This window comes from Pseudooceanicola pacificus, from assembly GCF_009789075.1.
GTDB classification, from domain to species: Bacteria; Pseudomonadota; Alphaproteobacteria; order Rhodobacterales; family Rhodobacteraceae; genus Pseudooceanicola; species Pseudooceanicola pacificus.
In genome coordinates, this window is the sequence record NZ_WNXQ01000011.1 from 1 (window position 1) to 16,396 (window position 16,396).

19 protein-coding genes are annotated in these 16,396 nt (G+C 63.7%); 7 read left to right on the forward strand and 12 right to left on the reverse strand.

Going from position 1 to position 16,396, the window contains the following annotated elements:
* Window positions 1–61 precede the first annotated feature (61 nt).
* The 3 genes from GLS40_RS15390 to GLS40_RS18285 all read left to right on the forward strand — a co-directional run bounded on the left by GLS40_RS15390 (window position 62) and on the right by GLS40_RS18285 (window position 2,376).
* Window positions 62–1,152, forward strand: a protein-coding gene (locus tag GLS40_RS15390) for an IS3 family transposase (RefSeq protein WP_229737795.1) whose coding sequence is annotated in 2 segments (ribosomal slippage) — window positions 62–290 and window positions 290–1,152 — 1,092 coding nt in all. Because the reading frame shifts where the segments join, the coding sequence is not laid out codon by codon here.
* A gap of 94 nt (window positions 1,153–1,246) precedes the next feature.
* Window positions 1,247–1,399 carry a hypothetical protein gene (locus GLS40_RS15395; protein WP_158499054.1) on the forward strand — a complete coding sequence of 51 codons (153 nt, stop codon included), beginning with the start codon at window positions 1,247–1,249 and terminating at the stop codon, window positions 1,397–1,399.
* A gap of 395 nt (window positions 1,400–1,794) precedes the next feature.
* On the forward strand, window positions 1,795–2,376 hold the full coding sequence (locus GLS40_RS18285) for an SDR family oxidoreductase (protein ID WP_444544312.1): 582 nt from the start codon (window positions 1,795–1,797) through the stop codon (window positions 2,374–2,376).
* On the opposite strand, the gene GLS40_RS18290 is transcribed toward GLS40_RS18285, so the two are convergent.
* Both GLS40_RS18290 and GLS40_RS18170 read right to left on the reverse strand, forming a co-directional pair.
* Entirely contained in the window at window positions 2,377–2,757 is a 381-nt protein-coding gene (locus GLS40_RS18290; protein WP_198952311.1) for a CoA transferase, read from the reverse strand.
* Window positions 2,732–3,256, reverse strand: a complete 525-nt coding sequence (locus tag GLS40_RS18170) for a CoA transferase (RefSeq protein ID WP_268892969.1) — start codon at window positions 3,254–3,256, stop codon at window positions 2,732–2,734. The genes GLS40_RS18290 and GLS40_RS18170 overlap by 26 nt, the downstream gene beginning before the upstream one ends.
* Before the next feature lie 249 nt (window positions 3,257–3,505).
* Here GLS40_RS18170 and GLS40_RS15415 point away from each other — a divergent pair, with 249 nt between their 5' ends.
* The 4 genes from GLS40_RS15415 to GLS40_RS17880 all read left to right on the forward strand — a co-directional run bounded on the left by GLS40_RS15415 (window position 3,506) and on the right by GLS40_RS17880 (window position 5,334).
* A complete protein-coding gene (locus GLS40_RS15415; RefSeq protein ID WP_160383639.1) occupies window positions 3,506–4,264 on the forward strand; it encodes an ABC transporter substrate-binding protein in 759 nt (252 codons plus the stop codon).
* Window positions 4,265–4,324: 60 nt separating this feature from the next.
* Complete coding sequence (locus tag GLS40_RS15420) at window positions 4,325–4,621, forward strand: hypothetical protein (protein ID WP_133119767.1); 297 nt, start codon at window positions 4,325–4,327, stop codon at window positions 4,619–4,621.
* A gap of 117 nt (window positions 4,622–4,738) precedes the next feature.
* Window positions 4,739–5,095: an ATP-binding cassette domain-containing protein gene (locus GLS40_RS18270; protein WP_198952313.1), complete on the forward strand. Its 357-nt coding sequence runs from the start codon at window positions 4,739–4,741 to the stop codon at window positions 5,093–5,095.
* Window positions 5,077–5,334 (forward strand): ATP-binding cassette domain-containing protein, encoded by a 258-nt coding sequence (locus GLS40_RS17880; protein ID WP_048534156.1) that lies wholly within the window; start codon window positions 5,077–5,079, stop codon window positions 5,332–5,334. Before GLS40_RS18270 ends, GLS40_RS17880 begins: the two co-directional genes overlap by 19 nt.
* A 74-nt stretch (window positions 5,335–5,408) precedes the next feature.
* Here the strand turns inward: GLS40_RS17880 and GLS40_RS15430 are convergent, their stop codons facing one another.
* Genes GLS40_RS15430 through GLS40_RS15475 form a run of 10 tightly spaced genes read right to left on the reverse strand, consistent with a single transcriptional unit; the run spans window position 5,409 to window position 16,313 of the window.
* Window positions 5,409–6,563, reverse strand: a complete 1,155-nt coding sequence (locus tag GLS40_RS15430) for an acyl-CoA dehydrogenase family protein (protein ID WP_048534159.1) — start codon at window positions 6,561–6,563, stop codon at window positions 5,409–5,411.
* Between the two features lie 6 nt (window positions 6,564–6,569).
* The gene (locus tag GLS40_RS15435) at window positions 6,570–7,691 is read right to left on the reverse strand and encodes a CaiB/BaiF CoA transferase family protein (RefSeq protein ID WP_043752980.1); all 1,122 of its coding nucleotides are present in this window, start codon (window positions 7,689–7,691) and stop codon (window positions 6,570–6,572) included.
* On the reverse strand, window positions 7,688–8,506 hold the full coding sequence (locus GLS40_RS15440) for a citryl-CoA lyase (RefSeq protein ID WP_043752984.1): 819 nt from the start codon (window positions 8,504–8,506) through the stop codon (window positions 7,688–7,690). The genes GLS40_RS15435 and GLS40_RS15440 overlap by 4 nt, the downstream gene beginning before the upstream one ends.
* Entirely contained in the window at window positions 8,503–10,614 is a 2,112-nt protein-coding gene (locus GLS40_RS15445) for an acetate--CoA ligase family protein (RefSeq protein ID WP_202076229.1), read from the reverse strand. The genes GLS40_RS15440 and GLS40_RS15445 overlap by 4 nt, the downstream gene beginning before the upstream one ends.
* Window positions 10,607–11,098 carry a MaoC family dehydratase gene (locus tag GLS40_RS15450; RefSeq protein WP_027264371.1) on the reverse strand — a complete coding sequence of 164 codons (492 nt, stop codon included), beginning with the start codon at window positions 11,096–11,098 and terminating at the stop codon, window positions 10,607–10,609. Before GLS40_RS15450 ends, GLS40_RS15445 begins: the two co-directional genes overlap by 8 nt.
* Window positions 11,095–12,603 (reverse strand): class I adenylate-forming enzyme family protein, encoded by a 1,509-nt coding sequence (locus tag GLS40_RS15455; RefSeq protein ID WP_043752990.1) that lies wholly within the window; start codon window positions 12,601–12,603, stop codon window positions 11,095–11,097. The genes GLS40_RS15450 and GLS40_RS15455 overlap by 4 nt, the downstream gene beginning before the upstream one ends.
* 16 nt (window positions 12,604–12,619) lie before the next feature.
* Window positions 12,620–13,792, reverse strand: coding sequence for an acyl-CoA dehydrogenase family protein (locus tag GLS40_RS15460; RefSeq protein ID WP_048534161.1), 1,173 nt, complete (start codon window positions 13,790–13,792; stop codon window positions 12,620–12,622).
* The gene (locus GLS40_RS15465) at window positions 13,785–14,534 is read right to left on the reverse strand and encodes an SDR family NAD(P)-dependent oxidoreductase (RefSeq protein WP_027264368.1); all 750 of its coding nucleotides are present in this window, start codon (window positions 14,532–14,534) and stop codon (window positions 13,785–13,787) included. The genes GLS40_RS15460 and GLS40_RS15465 overlap by 8 nt, the downstream gene beginning before the upstream one ends.
* Before the next feature lie 19 nt (window positions 14,535–14,553).
* Entirely contained in the window at window positions 14,554–15,843 is a 1,290-nt protein-coding gene (locus GLS40_RS15470) for a TRAP transporter large permease (protein ID WP_043752993.1), read from the reverse strand.
* A 2-nt stretch (window positions 15,844–15,845) separates the two neighbouring features.
* Complete coding sequence (locus tag GLS40_RS15475; protein WP_157815108.1) at window positions 15,846–16,313, reverse strand: TRAP transporter small permease; 468 nt, start codon at window positions 16,311–16,313, stop codon at window positions 15,846–15,848.
* Window positions 16,314–16,396: the final 83 nt, after the last annotated feature.

A 16,396-nucleotide genomic window follows, 5' to 3' on the forward strand; every position in this document is an offset into this window, starting at 1 on the left:
GCCTTGAACTCAGGCGCATGCTGCTTCCGTTTCGACATCTCTGATCTCCTTCTCGTCGAAGATCAGCAGACTGCAAATCATAGCTTATGTCAGTGTCCGAATTTCGGGGGGTAGCTCAGTTCGCCAGATCGGCGTGACGCAGCAGACTTACTATCGATGGCGCAAAGAGTATGGCGGCATGAGCCGGGACCAGCTCAAACGTCTGAAGCAGCTCGAGACTGAGAATGCCCGGCTCAGGCGCGCGGTTTCAGATCTGACGTTGGACAAGATGATCCTGACCGAGGCCGCCCGGGGAAACTACTGAGCCCCGCCCGCCGTCGTCGATGTATCGACCATGTGCGGCAGACCCTTGGCGTATCTGAGCGCCGGGCCTGCCGCACATTGGGACAGCATCGCTCGACACAGCGCAAGGTGCCCAACGGTTTGCCGGATGAAGAACGGCTGACCGATGACATCATCGCGCTGACGCGAGAGTTTGGGCGCTACGGGTATCGCATGATCACCGGGATGCTGAACAACAGCGGCTGGCATGTGAACCACAAGCGCGTCGAACGGATCTGGCGGCGGGAGGGGCTTAAAGTCCCGCTGAAACAACCCAAGAAGGGTCGGCTTTGGCTGAATGACGGCTCGTGCGTTCGGCTCCGGCCGGAACGCCCGAACCATGTCTGGTCCTATGACTTTGTCCAGGACCGGACCCACGACGGGCGAGTATATCGCACGCTCAACATCATTGACGAGTTCACGAAGGAGGCGCTGGTGATCCGTGTCAAACGCAAGCTCAATTCTGGCGATGTGGTGGATGCCTTGATTGACCTGTTCATCCTGCGCGGTCCGCCGGAATACATACGGTCCGACAATGGCGCTGAATTTATTGCCAAGAAGGTGCGGGCCTGGATTGGCGCAGTCGGTGCCAAGACGGCCTTCATTGCGCCAGGATCACCTTGGGAGAACGGTTACTGCGAAAGCTTCAACGCAAGATTCCGGGACGAGTTGCTGAACGGCGAGGTCTTCTACACGCTACGCGAAGCCCAAATCCTGATCGAGAGATGGCGTCGACACTACAACACTGTCAGGCCGCACAGCGCTCTTGGGTATCGTCCACCAGCTCCCGAGAGCATCGTCTCGATAGACCAGAGGCCGACCATGCACTAACAATCAAACCGGACCACTCGATGGGGGCAGATCAGGATGCGAAACTGCCGACCGCCAGAACCTTGAAGTCAAGCAGCAGATCGCCGAGGCGGGCGTGACCTTCGTTGACCTGCCCGCCGGAGATGTCGAAAAGCTGAACCAGATCCTGTCGACGGTTGGGTTCGAATGGGCCGAGCAACTCGATGCCCAAGGCAAGCCCGGAACCGAGATCCTGGAAGCCTTCCGGTCCGCGCTGAAAAGGAACTGATACCAGATCGTGGTCGGCCCGGCTCCTGTGTCGGGCCAGGCCACCAAAAACGCGCAGAAGTCAGCCGGTGGGTGCATCTGAATCCTGCCCTTCGACACTCAGCCTGGTCGTCCGTTATGCAGCTGAAGTCCGGGCGAGCCGTGCATACGTTCGGCCACATTGATCTGGCGTAGATGCGCCTCGCCGGTCCCGATCTCGGCGACGAGTTGATGCGCGAACGGCGCGGGCGAATTGGGTTTCGGCGATATGGCGCAGATGGGCGGCAGCGAGAGTGTCCGACCTTTTGTGTATGACTGATCCGGTCCATGCTTCATCGAAAGGACGCATGAATGACCATCTCGAAAGAAATCCTGGATGGATAACGTACAGGATCTTCCGCACATTTGATTCCGGCGATGGTTCCTTTCAGACTGGCTGACCCGGACGGTCAGAAGGATATACTTGGGACAACGATCATGCAGCGCCCGGCCCAACCGGAAGAAGTAGCCGGGGCGGTGCCGTTTCTGGCGTCCGACGAGGCATCCTATATGACCGGATCCGAAATGGTGGTCGATGGCGGCTATACCGCGCAGCAAAATGGGCGGAGCCGGAAGCTTGGGACAGGCGGGTCCGGTTGGCCGCGAACCGATCCTGGCCAGCCGGGCACCGGCTGCCCGCCTGGCCTGGTTCCGTCAGGCGTCGGCACGCGGAAGGCGGATTTCGGACAGAACCTCCTCCGTGTGCTCGCCCAGCCGCGGTGGCAGCCGGCGCACCCGGCCGGGGCTGTCCGAGAACTGGACCGGTATCCGGAGCGTCACGACGGCGCCCTCTGTCGGGTGCTCGTGGCGCTCGAAATACCCGGTTTGAACCAGATAGGGATCAACCAGCAGATCCTCCAGGCTGTTGGCCGGTCCATTCGGCACGTCGGCCGCGTCGAACCGGCGGCGCCACTCGGCGGTTGTATTCCCCGCGATTGCCTCGGCGAGGAACCAATATAACTAGTCAATGTGATCGGTGCGCAACTCTGCTGTGGCAAATCGTGGATCGTCGCGCAGCTCGGGCCGGCCTATGGCGTCGAAGAGACGCAGCCACTGGTTGTCCATCGCCGCCATCACACAGATGTGCCCGTCCTGCGTTGGATAAGGCCGATGATGGGGCGAGAATACCCGGCTGTAACCCATGCCCAGATCGGGCCGGTCGAGCGTTGCGCCCCAGAGATGCTCGATCAGATTGAAGTTGACCATCGCATCCATCATCGGCACGTTTACCTGCTGCCCGTGGCCGGTGCGCTCGCGCCAGACGAAGGCCATCGCGATGGACGATGCCTGGATGTAACCGCATAGTTGTCGGCGATTACCGTGGGTAATAGCGCGGCTCATCGGTGGCCCGGGCCATCATCCCGGCTACGCCGCTGGCGCCCTGGATCACATCGTCGAAAGCAAGCCAGTCGCGGCGCTCGCCATCCAGCCGGAAGCCAGAAGACGAGGCATGAATGATGCGGGGATTGACCGCGCGGATCGCCTCGTAGTCGACGCCCAGCCGTTCGGCGGCGCCGGGGCGTATCGAATGCACCAGCACGTCCGCGGAACGCACCAGATCAAGGAGCGCGGCCCGCGCGTCGGGTTTCTTCAGGTCGAGCACGACCGAGCGTTTGTTGCGGTTTGTATTGAGGAACAGTGCCCCCATCTTCGGGTTGCGCGACGGTCCCACCTGGCGTGTGTAGTTGCCGTCGGGTGACTCGATCTTGATGACGTCGGCCCCCATGTCGCCGAGGATCTGGATCGCCACCGGTCCAAGCACGTTGACCGAAAGATCAAGCACCCTGTAACCCGCAAGCGGTCCGTCCCCCTCGGCTGGCTGCTGCGGCTGACTGTCCATTTTCTTTTCCCTTTGCGGTATCGCACCCTTCGAGTCAGCAATGCGCGCCGTAGTCTGGCGGTCAGTCGACCCGCGACCCAAGGGCTCAGCGCCGCGAGCGAAGCTTGCGATCGCTGTATTGCTGTTCTGACGGCGTGCGTGGTCGTGGCGCTTCCGTGACGAACTTGTCCCATAGGGCCTCCTTCCATTCCTGCGAAAGGATCACACCATTAAACCGTGGGATCAAACACCTAAGCCGAAGAAATCGTGATGCCGGCGATCGTCGCCATGTCGGGAGCGATCGCCGTGACCGGACAGGATGCGCAAAAGGGGATCGCAGTTGCCCTTGAGCACATCAACGCCGATGGCGGCGTCGCCGGTCGGCCGCTGAAGATCCAACTTTACGACACACAGGGCAATCCCGGGGTGGTGCGCCAGGTGATGGAGCGGTTGACCCGCCTCGAGCGGGCTCCGGTCATCCTTGGCTGCGAGATCAGCGCAGGCACATCGGCTGCGGCGCAGTTCGCCGAGCAGGCGCGGGTTCCTCACCTGAACTCGCCGGCGGTGTCGGCCGAGCTCCTCGAGCGCGGTTACAAATGGTATTTCTCCGATCAGATCACAGCCGATACCGAGGCGGCCACGGTCGTGGAATTCTTCGAACACCTGATGACGCAAGGCGACGTCGTCCCGGCGTTGCTTTATGAAGACAGCCCGCGCGGCGCCGGAACCATCGAGCGGATCGAAGTTCTGCTGGAGGAGCGGGGCATCGAGATCGCCGCCAGCGCGCCGTATTCGCGCAGCGATCGCAACCTTCTGCCGCCGGTCAAGCGGGTGCAGACATCGAGTGCCAACATGGTGATCTGGGCCGGCTACACCGAAGATGTGGTGACCAAGCTCCAGGCAATGCAGCAGCATGACTTCAAGCCCTACATTGTCGGAATCAGTGGCGGTTCGGGTGATGTGCGCACCCCGCAACTGGTGGACAGGGGCTTCGTCGAGGACGTCAATCTCAGCACGGTGGACTACTAAAATCCCGACATGGACCGCGCCCAGCGTTTTGTGAAGGCTTACGAGTAACGGCACGGCATCGTGCCGTCAAGCTATGCGTCGATGTGCAACCGCGGTGTCTACACGCTGAAGGCCGTGCTGGAGAAGACGCTTGAGTCCGGCCAGAAACTGACGACCGAGAACCTTCGCGCCGCCATCCTTAAGATCGACATCCCCGGCGATCAGCTGATCTCGCCGTTCTCGCGGATCAAATTCGACGAACACGGCAGGAACGTCGGATCGCAGAACCTGATCGCGCAATGGAAGAACGGCGGCACGAAAAAGGTCACGATCTGGCCGCCAGAGGTGGCTGTGGAAGAGCCCAATCCTCTGAACTGATGCGAAAACTATAACCGGGGCCCAAGATGAAGCTGTCGATCGAGTCTCTCGTCTCCGGTTACGGTCTGCTCGACGCGCTCCACGGCGTCAGCATCGAGATCGGCCGAGGGCGAGGTCGTGGCTGTGATCGGACCGAACGGCGCGGGCAAATCTACCCTTCTGCGCACGATTTCGGGCCTTGTGGCCGCCCGTTCCAGAGCGATCCGCCACGATGGCAAGGAAATCGGCGGTTTTGCCGCCAGCGAGATTCCGCGCCTCGGCCTCGTCCATGTTCCTGAGGCGCGGCACGTCTTCGGGTCACTCACGGTCGAGCAAAATCTGATCGTGGGTGCGAGCGCCGCACTCGACGCGAAAGACCGAAAGGACGCCCTTTCCGATGCTGAGCCAGAAGGCCCGCGAACTTGCCGGAGGGCTCTCAGGCGGTCAGCAGCAGATGCTGGCGATCGGGCGCGCTTATGGCCCGGCCCAGCATGATCATGCTCGACGAGCCGTCGCTCGGCCCCGCGCCTCTGATGGTCGAGCAGATGTACGAGGCCCTCGACGGTCGGCGCCGCACCGGCCTGAGCATTCTTCTGGTGAAACAGGATGTCTACATGGCGCTGGATTTCGCCAGCCGCGCCTATGTTCTGGAAAACGGGACAATCGCCCTCGCCGCAGCCTCTGACGTCTTGCGCCACGACGATCACGTGCGCCGTTCGTATTTGGGAATCTGACCCGCCCTGTGCCCGCATTCCGCCTGCCATTCAGACCGGCAGCGGCGACAGACCGTGCGCAAACTGCGGACCGATCAGCCCCGTAGCGCCGAGATGCCCAGGGCCCCCTGTGCCAGAAGCAGCGCCTGAAGCTGGTTGGTGCCTTCAGCGATCGTGAGATGTCGCACATCGCGATAATAGCGCTCGACGGGGAAATCACGGGTGTATCCGGCCCCGCCGTGCACTTGCAGGGCAGTCTCGCAAACCCGCAGAGCCGTATCGGAGTTGTGACGCTTGGCCATGGAACAGGCCCGGCCGCGATCCGGTGCCCCGCGATCCAGCGCGTCAGCGGCCCGGCACGCCAGCAACCGCGAGGTTTCCACGCCAGTCAACATATCTGCGATCATCTGCTGGACCAGTTGAAACCCGCCGATCTTGCGTCCGAACTGTTCTCGCGCGCCCGCATATCGCAGCGCCGCCTCATAGGCGGCAATTGACAGGCCCAGGCAGGTGAAAGAAACGAAACAGCGCCCCACGTTCAGATAATGCTTGGCGATGGCGAACGCCTCGCCCTCGGCGCCGATCAGGTGGTCTGCGGGCAGCAATACGTCCTCAAACAGCAGCTCGCCTAGCGGGCATGAATTCATGCCCATGCTGCGGACCTCTCGGGTTGAAAACCCTGCTGTTCCCGCCTCGACCACGAAGGCCGATACCTCCGCGCGTTCGCCGTCGCCCGACCGCGCGAAAACCACCCCGAGATCGGCCCCGGTCCCGTTGGAGATATACAGTTTGCGTCCGTTCAGCCGCCAGCCATCACCGTCGCGCCGGGCCCGTGTTTCCACGTTGCTGGCGTCCGAGCCGACGTTCGGCTCGGTCAGCGCAAAAAAGGCTGTCTTGCGACCCGAAACCAGATCGCCCAGCCACATTGCCTGTTGCTCCGGCGTTCCATGCTGCGCGACGATCATCAGGACAAGGTTCGACGTGCTGACGATGCTGCGCAGCGACGGCCATACCTGAGACAGCTCGCACAGCAGCGCGCAATATGTCAGATAATCAAGCCCGGCACCGCCTTGCGCCTCTGGCAAAAGACCGCCCAGCAGGCCGAACTCGCCCATCTTCTGCAACACTTCGGGCGGCGGCGGACGGTGGGCATCCTCGTGCGCCTCGACCAGGGGCGCCACCTCGGCGTCAAGGTATTTGCGGAAGCTGCGCCGCGCCGTTTCCTGCCAGTCGTCCAGCTCAAACTGCATCGGTCCTCACTCCAGCTTTTCGGCTTGGTCCAGAATTTCGGCCTGATGCTCGCCCACTGCCGGGACGTGGCCCGCCGGATCACTCATCCCAGCCATCGGCACCGGGAAGGCCATCACCTGGGCCGCGCCGGCTGAGCGCACCATCCCGCGCGCCTTGAGCTGCGGGTCCCGGGCCAGATCCTCCAGCCCGTTGACCGGGGCGAAGGGAACATCCTCGGCCTCGAAGATCTCCGCCCAATGCGCATAGGGACGCGCGGCGATCAGCGGGGTCAGGGCGGCGCGGATATCATCCGTGCGGTCGGTGCGTGCGGCGAAGTCGTCAAGCGCAGGATCGTCGAAGCCCGTCATCCCGGTGGCACGGATCAGGCGGCGGAAGAAATGCGTCTCGATCGCGCCGATGGTGATGTATTTACCGTCGGCGGTCGCGAAGATACCATAGGCGGCGCGGCGCAGGATATCGGCCTTTGTGATCTCGCGCCCGGCCTGGCGTCCGGCGTCCCACACACCGTAGCGCGGGGCGACCCAGCTGGCCAGCGCGTCGGTGATCGCCACGTCCAGATACTGGCCCCGCCCCGTGGCGTCGCGTCCGCGCAACGCAGCAAGAATGGTGATGATGGCATACATGGCTGCCGAGAGATCCCCGATCGGCACGCCCGTCGTGTATTCAGGCGGTCCGTCGGGCGCGCCCGAGATCGCCACCGCGCCCGCCATCGCCGCGTAGTTCAGATCATGCCCCGGCCAGTCGCGCGCCGGCCCGGTCTGACCATAGCCGCTGACCGAACAGTAGACGAGGCCGGGATTGAGCGCCGAAAGCGTCTCATAGTCGATGCCCAGCCGCGCGGTCACGCCCGGGCGATAACCCTCGATCACGACGTCCGCCCGTTTGGCCAGCCGCAGGAAAGCCGCGCGGTCTGTGTCATCCTTTAGGTTCAGGGCGATGCTTTTCTTGCCGCGGTTCACGGCGGCAAAGAGGCCGGGGAACATGGCGCGCGCGGCGTCGCCCGCGGGACGTTCGACCTTGATGACCTCGGCCCCCATCTCGGCCAGTTGCTGCGTTGCATAGGGCCCAGGCAGAAGCTCGGTCAGATCGAGAACGCGAAGCCCCGAAAGCGGTGCAGTGCCAGTCATTTTTGCTCTCCCGTGCTGTCTGCGCGGTCCGGGTCGGCAATCCCGGCGCATTCCGCCGAGTCGTCCTGTTCCAGGATCATGTCCCAGATCTTCTGACCCTGCGGATTTTCGAGCTCTTCCATCAGATGCGCCAGAAGCCCGGCGGATCGGCCAATCAGGGCGAAGGCCCGCGCCCAGATCGGGGCAAGCCCCATGTCCGAAACGGTGGCCCCGACCGCGCCGGCGGCGTTGATGGGCAGCAGACGTCCATATTCCTCGCGGGCGGCGGCCTCGACGGCCGCCATGAAGCGCCAGTGCCGCCCGTCGAACCCATTCTCGCCGGCGATCCGGCGCAGGACCGGCGTGCGGGGGTCGCCGTCGACATGGATCGGATGACCGAGGCCTGGCACGATCCGGCGCGCCGCGCGAAAGGCGCGCACGGCCTCTTGCGCGCGGGCGGCATAGGCTGCGTCGTCGTCGCTGTCGGACAGCTCGCCGATCTCGTCGCGGGTAAAGGCCGCGGCGTTCTGCATGGTGCCGAGAAAATGGTTCCCCGCGCCCAGCAAGCCCGCGGCCACCGCACCCTGAAGCGATTCCGGCGCGCCGAGAATGGTCATCCGCGCGGCGATGGCGCTGGGGGTAAGGCCGTGATCGGTGGCGGTGACGATGATCGCGTTGGTCATCGCGCGGGTGCGGGCATCCGGCTCTTTCCCCGTGGCGGTGAAATAGATCATGTCGACGAAATCCATCTTGCCCAGGATCTCATCGGCCAGATCGCGCCCGCGCACATAGATGCGGTCGCGGGTGGTGAAACCGATGTCCGTCTTTGCCGTCATTGCCTTGCCTTTCCTTCTATCTCGGTCGGAGCGCGCAGGATCACCGCGTCAAGCACCGTCGCACCCGCCGGACCGGCGCGCACCGGATTGAGATCCATCTCCGCGATGTCGCCGCGCGCACCCAGGGCGGCCAGGATCACGAGAAGATCGGCCAGCGCGCCCAGATCGGCGCCGGGGCGGCCGCGCAGCGGACCCAGCAGTGCGCGTCCGCGGATCTCGTCGATCATCGCCAGCGCCTCGTCCCGCCCAAAGGGCGCGGCGCGGTGCGTGACGTCAGAAAGCGCCTCGACCATCACGCCGCCGAGGCCGAAGCTCACCACCGGGCCGAACACCGGATCGCGGTGCAGTCCCGCCATCACCTCGACGCCCGGCCCATGTTCCATGCGCTCAACCAGAGCGCGCTCCAGCCTGTGCCCCTGTGCTGAAAGCGATGTCATCATCGCGCCCCAGGCCGCCGCCAGCGCCTGCTCATCCATCAGCCCGACGGCCACGGCCCCGGCTTCGGTCTTGTGCAGAAGACCGGGCACCAGCGCCTTGAGCACCACCGGAAAGCCGATCCCGCGCGCCGCCTCGCCTGCCTGTCTGGCACTGGTCACGACCCGTCCTTCGGGCACGGTCAGACCCAGGTCGGCCAGCACCGCCTTGGCGGCAGCCTCGTCAAGCTCGCCGGGCGGAAATGCGGGTAGAGCAAGCGTGGAGGTCCCCGAGGGGCTCCAGTCGCCGCGCCAGATCAGCCGCTTCAACGCCGTCACTGCCTTGCCGAGGCTGCGAAAAGGCGCCAGCCCTGCCGCGTTCAGCGTGGCATAGCCAGCGGCGCGATGCCCGCTCATCCAGACCGGCAGGAGCAGAGCCGGGCTGTCCGGCGCCAGCGCGACCATGTCGTCGGCGGACCGGTCGGTGATCGGGCCGTAGTCGGCGGGAATCGGCAGAAGCACAACATCGGTGGCCGGGTCCCGCGCCACCAGCGACAGGCAATCGCGGTTGAGCTTGTCTTGGGTGAAGACCTGGGTGGTCAGGTCCACCGGGTTATCGACCGCCGCATAAGACGGGGCCAGCGCACGCAACCCCGCGCGGGTGCCGGGGGCCAGTTCGGACAGGATCAGCCCGGCGCTGCCCACCATATCGGCGGCCAGCGCCGCTGTGCCACCCGAGAAGGAATAGACGCAGATCCCCCGCCGCGGGGCGATGCCGGCGCGCTCGAACAGCGCCGCCGTATCGATCAATTCGTCCAGATCCTCCACCTCGACGATGCCATGCTGGCGAAACAGTGCCGAGGTGACCGCCGCCGATCCGGCAAGCGCGGCGGTGTGCGAACGGGTGGCAGCAACGCCATAGTCCGACTTGCCCACCTTCATCGCCACCACCGGCTTGCCGGCGCGAGCAGCGGCGCGGGCAGCTGCCAGAAAGCGCGGCCCGTCGCGGAAGCCTTCGGCGAGAAGGGCGATTACCTTTATGTCGGGATCGCCCACCATGTGGTACACGACATCGGCCATGGTCAGGTCCGCTTCGTTGCCGGTAGAGCACCACAGGCCAACGCCGATACCCCGTTCGCTTGCCTGGATGAAGGCGCGGCCAAGTCCGCCGCCCTGGGTGACAAGCCCAATGCCGCCGCTCAGCGTGTCGTTCTTGAATACCGGTGAAAAGGTCAGCCCAAGGCGGCGGTTGATGTTGCTCAGCCCTGGCGAGTTCGGCCCGTAGATGCGCATCCCGCTTTGCCGGGCGATTTCAGCCATCTCGGCTTCGACGGCACGGCCCTCATCCCCGGTTTCGCCAAAGCCAGAGGTGAAGACCACCGCAAACCCCGTTCCTGCTGCCGCGCAATCGCGCAAGGCGCCCACCACCGCATCGGCTGGAAGGCACACCACCGCCACATCGACGGGGCCAGGCAAGGCCGACATTGCAGAATAGGCGCGCAAACCATGCACCCTTTCACGCCCGGGGTTGACCGGAAAGATCTGCCCATCGAAGTCGGAATGCTCGGCAAGGTTCAGCAAGGTGTCGCTGCCCACGCTACGGGGCCTTTCACTGGCGCCCAGGATCGCCACGCTGCGTGGCGACAAGAGCCGCGAAAGATCGGGAAAGTCGCGGGCGACCACCGGCTTAGCCACCTTGCGGCGCCCGCCGGACGAGCAGTTTCCAGACCCCTTCCACCACGGTTTCGCCACGCTGGTTGATGACCTCGCGCCGGAACGACAGGATGCCGCGTTCGGGTTTCGAAGTCTCGCGCTTCTCGGCTACGGTAACGCGCACGCCAATCGTGTCGCCGATGAAGGTGGGGTTGGGAAAGCTGCACTGCATGTCGAGCAACCCCAGAAGCGAGGGTTCCAGGAACGTGTTCATCAGCATCCGCGTGGTCAGCCCGGACATCACCGACACCACCAGAAGCCCGTGCGCGATACGCTGGCCAAAGGCCGAATCGGCGGCATATTCGGCATCGACGTGCAGCCGGTTGAAGTCGCCTGACAGGCAGGCGAAATTCGCCACGTCGGCCTCGGTGATGGTACGGGTGGGGCTATCGAACTGGTCGCCTTCGTTCAGGTCCTCCCAGTAGAGTTGCTGGCCCTTGAGGGCCGAAAGATCGGGCCGTGTCATTGGGTTTCCTCCTCTGGCAGCGCTAGCACTGCCTCTTTCAGTTCAGCCTTGAGAACGCGGCCGGTCAGGTTGCGCGGCACCGCCGTCATAAAGACCACGCGCCGCGGGCGCTTGTATCGGTCAAGCCGGGTTTCGGCATGGGCGATCACATCGGCCGCTGTCAGCTGCGCGCCCGGCGCGGGCACGATCACTGCGCAGATCGCCTCGGTCCAGTGCGGATCGGGCAGGCCGATGCAATGCGCCTCGGCAATCGCCGGGTGGCCGGCCAGCGCCTCCTCGATCTCGGGGGCGTAGACATTGATGCCGCCGCTCTTGATGATGTCGCGCTTGCGACCCGTGAACCAGAGCAGCCCTTCGTCGTCGATCCGGCCCAGATCGCCCACGGTCAGATAGTCGCCGCGCCGGGTTTCAGCGGTCAGCGCCTCATCCTTGTAATACCCGTCGTAGCGGCTTTCGCTGCGGGTGCAGATCTCGCCGACCTCGCCCTGCGGCACCTCGTTTCCATCGTCGTCGAGCAGTTTGAGTTCCACCCCGAAGAAGGGGCGGCCGACGCAGTTGCCCGCAAGGTTGCGGCGCAGATCCCGAGCGGTCAGGTTGGCATAGGGTCCTGCTTCGCTGGAGGCGGCATAGATCATCAGCGCATCGCCGAACTTGTCGAGCGCGGCACGCTTGAGGTCGAGATACATCTCGCCGCCGCCAGATTGCAAAGTCCGCAGCGACGACAGATCGGCGCTCGCGAACCCCTCGGCCTCGACCATCCGCTGGAGCATGGCGGGCAGCAGCATGGTGGCGGTCAGCCGCTCGTCTTCGATCAGCCGCAGCGCGGCGGCCCCGTCGAAGCGGCGCATCAGATAGACGCTGGCACCCAGATAAAGCGGCAGCAGCGTATAGGTGCAGCCGGCCGACAGGCAGATCGGCAGCGCCGACAGCGCCCGGTCGTCGGGGCGGAAACGCTGCTCGATGGCGCGTTCCTCCATGCCGAAGAGACTGCGCAGCGCGCCCTTGGGCTTGCCGGTGGTCCCCGACGTGTGCAGCATGATCGTGGTGCCGTCCTGCCCTTGCGGCGGATCGGGCGGTGTGTCTGCCAGAAGGTCCGACAGGCGCGGCAGTCCTTGCGGGGCCCCGTCGCCGATGGTGACGATGTCGTCCACCACGGTCCGGAACAGATCGGCATGATCCAGCGCCGCATCGCCCAGCAGCAGGGTTTTGCTGTCCGAGCGGGCAACCACATCGGCCATGACTTCGGGCGCGATGCGATAGTTGATCGGTGCGGGAATTGCGCCTAGCCCCGTCACCGCCACATAGGCGGCAAGGAAATCGGGATGATTTTCCGAGATCACCGCCACCTTGTCGCCCGGTCCGATGCCGCGCCGCGCCAGCACCGTCATCATCCGTTCCACCCGGTCAAGGAAATCTGTGTAGGTCTGGCTGCGTCCCTCAAATACCACTGCGGGTTTCGTCGGAAACCGCCGCGCATTCAGCCTGAGGGCATAGAGAAAGGTCATCGGCTTAGCCGCCTCCTCAGGTGAAGGCCGAGATCCCGAGAACCTCGCGCCCTATGATCAATGTCTGGATTTCCGATGTGCCTTCGGGGATCAGCCCGCCGCGCGTGTCGCGGAACAACCGTTCGACGGGGTAGTCGGTCGAATAGCCCAGCCCGCCGTGCGCCTGCAGCGCCATCGAGGCCACCTCATGCGCCGCCTCGCTGGCATAGAGCTTGGCGATCGAACATTCCTTGCGCCCAGGCAGACCCGCGTCCAGCGCTTGGGCGGCACGGTCAGTCAACGCGCGCGCCGCTTCGGTGCGGATGGTCATGTCGACGATCAGCTTCTGCACCAGCTGATAGCTTCCGATCACGTTGCCGAACTGCTTGCGCGTCTTGACGTAATCGGTGGACAGGTCCAACGACCGCTGCGCCGCGCCCACCGCGCCCGCCGCCACGTTGAGCCGGCCATAATTCAACCCCGTAAGGATCGCCTTGAGGCCCTTTCCCGCAGGACCCAACAGGTTTTCCTTTGGCACCTTTGCGTCTTGAAAGGCCAGCTGCGATGTCGCGGTGGCCTTGATGAACATCGTGCCCACCCGCGAAGCTTCGAAATCGGTCTCCTCGAGGTCCACGATGAACAGACTCAGATCGCCATCACAGCCTTCCGTGAATGTCCGTGCCACCAGGATTCCGACCCGGCCGTTGACGCCGTTCGTCGTCCACAGCTTGCCGCCATTGATCAGCCAGTGGTCGCCCTTGTCCTCGGCGCGGGTCTGCACCGAGGCAACATCAGAGCCGTGGTCGGGTTCGGTGATCCCCACCCAGACCGGCATCTGGCCAGCCATGACGGGTTTCAGCCACTTTTCCTTCTGGCGCGCATCGCCCAGGTGGTGGAACAGTGCGATCACGATGTTCACGGTGTTGAGCAGAACCCGGAGTGAAAGCCAGCGGTATCCTGCTTCCTCCATCATCATCGCCCAGGTGCGATAGCTGAGGCCGTAGCCACCGGCCTCTTCCGAGAGAAGCCCGCCAAGATAGCCGAACTGGCGTAGCTCGCCCATTATCGCCCAGGGCAGATCGCCCGTCGCCTCGCATTGCGAGATGCGCTCTTCGGTCAGCTCGCGCGCCATGAAGCCCCGGATGCTGTCTCGCAGCATCCGCGTCTCTTGATCCTCGACACAGGCGGAGGCCGGGACATGTTTAGCCATATCGCCCCCCGGTGATGTGAAGCGTCTCGCCCGAGATGTATTCCGCCGCATCCGAGGCGAGGAACACCACGCCGTTGGCGATGTCGCGTTCGTTGCCAAGGCGCTGCACGGTATTCATTGCCAGAGCGCGCGACTTTATCCGGTCGTAGTTTGGAAGCGCCTCGATCATCTCGGTGGCGATGAACCCCGGCGCGATGGCATTTACGGTGACATTGAAGCGCCCCTGTTCCATCCCCAGCGCCCGGGTGAAGCCGATGATGCCGGCCTTGGCGGCGGCATAGTTGGTCTGTCCCGGATTGCCGAGATAGGCGCGAGAGGAGATGTTGATCACCCGGCCCCACTTCTGTTCCATGAAGTACGGCACCACGGCGCGCGAGCAGGTATAGGCACCCTTCAGGATCACGCCCACAACAGCGTCCCAGTCCTGTTCGGGCATCTTGGTGATGTAGTTGTCGCGCGGAAATCCGGCATTGTTGACCAGGATGTGGACGGCGCCAAATGCTTCGATCGTGCGCGAGACGAGGGCTTCGACCTGTGCCTCGTTCGTGACATCGCAGACCACGCCGATCGCGTCGTATCCGTCGGCCTCAAGAGCGGCGCGGGTGGCTTCTGTGGTTTCGGGGTCGATATCGGTGATCACCACCTTCGCCCCCTCTTCGGCCAGCGCGCGGGCGGTCACTGCGCCGATCCCGCGACCCGATCCGGTGACGATAGCCACCTTGTCCTTTAGTCCCAGTTCCAAGTTACGCTCCTTCAGGTTGTCAGTATTCGCCCGAGAACACGGTTACGATCTCGGGAAAGAATGCGATCAGGGCCAAGACCGCGAACTCGGCCAGCACGAAAGGCAGCACCCCGACAAAGACCCGTTTAAGAGGCACGCCGGTGATCGAGCTGGCGACGAAAACGTTCATTCCGATTGGGGGGGTAATCAGCCCGATTTCGACCGTTTTGGTCACCAGGATGCCGAACCAGATCGGCGAATAGCCAAGCTCCATGACCATTGGAAAGACGATCGGCATGGTCAGGATCAGGATCGCCAGCTGATCCATCACGCAGCCCAGCAGGATGTAGATCAGGATCAGGATTAAAATCACCACGCCCGGCCCGATCTCAAGCCCTTGCACGTACGAAACCAGCGCCTGCGGTGCCATGGTCAGGGTGACAAAATAGCCGAAAATGTGCGCCCCGATAATAATGGTGAAGATCATTGCAGTCGGGCGCGTTGTACGTTCGAGCGCCCCCATGAATTCGCGCCAGCCCATACGTCTGAGCAACCCGGCGGCAATCATGATCGCGCCAAAGCAGCCGACCGCGGCGGCTTCGGTCACGGTGACAGCGCCAGAATAAATCCCGGCCACGACAAAGACGAACAGCAGAACCACCGGCCAGATGTCGCGCAGTGACGCGAAGCGCTCACGCCACCCATGGCTTTGCACTGGTGGCGCCAGATCGCGGTTCAGCGTCGCCCAGACCATCGTGATCCCGGCAAAGCTGAGCGCGGTAATGAGACCCGGCAGAATGCCGGCAATGAACAGCCCGCCGATCGAGGTTTCGGTGATGATACCGTAAACCATCAGCACAACCGAAGGCGGGATCATGATCGACAACGTCCCGGCGGCCGCAACCGTGCCTACGATCATGCCGCGGTCATAGCCATATTTCTCAGCCTCGGGCGCGACGGTGCGCGCCATCGTGGCCGTCGCCGCGGTGGACGAGCCCGAAACCGCCCCGAAGCCTGCGCTGGTAAAGACCGTGGCCACGGCCAGTCCGCCGGGCAAATGGCCCACCCACCTGTTGGCGGCGCGGAACATGTCCGACGAAATCCGACTGGCCGACAGGATCTCGGCCATCAAGATGAACAAGGGAATGGCGGTCAACAGCCAAGAGGCGGTGTTGCGATACGGGGCCACCGACAGGATGCCGAGCGCCAGATTGAGCCCGCCGATCAGATACAGGCCGACGGTGCCGGCGATGCCCATCGCGAAGCCTATCGGCATCCCGACGACGAGAAGCCCCGCCAGCAATAGCGACACAGGTGCAAGAAATTCCATACTCAGCCAATCCGATCCGAAGCGCCGCGAAGGTGCTGAACGTCACCCGCCGCATTTACGAGAAGGCGCAGAACGATCAGCACGCAGCCAATCGGCGCAATCACAAGCGTGGTGACGAGAGGCGCGTCGATGTCGCCGGATGTGCGATATCCGAAGTCCCACGCCTTAAGCGCCTCGCGCGAGGCACCGTAACAGATCAGCGCAAAAAACGCGGCCGCTGCCAATCGCAAGACGACATTGAAACCGGCCCGCAGCCCTTCGGGCAGAGCATCAAACACTATCCCCACTCGCACGTGGCCATCATACATTTCCAGATAGCTCAGGCTTCCGAACACGATGATGGGCATCAGATATAGCTCTGTAGCGCCAATGACCCCTTCGATCGGGTCATTCAGGATATAGCGCGTAAAGACCTGTATGAGGATCAGCACCAGCATGACCATCATCGCAGCGCGCGACAGCCAGTTCATCCCGGTATCCACCCGGTCCATCGCTCGGCCCAGAGGACCGTGCAATCCAACTCTCGGCGACGGCACGGCGTCCTCTCGGGGAT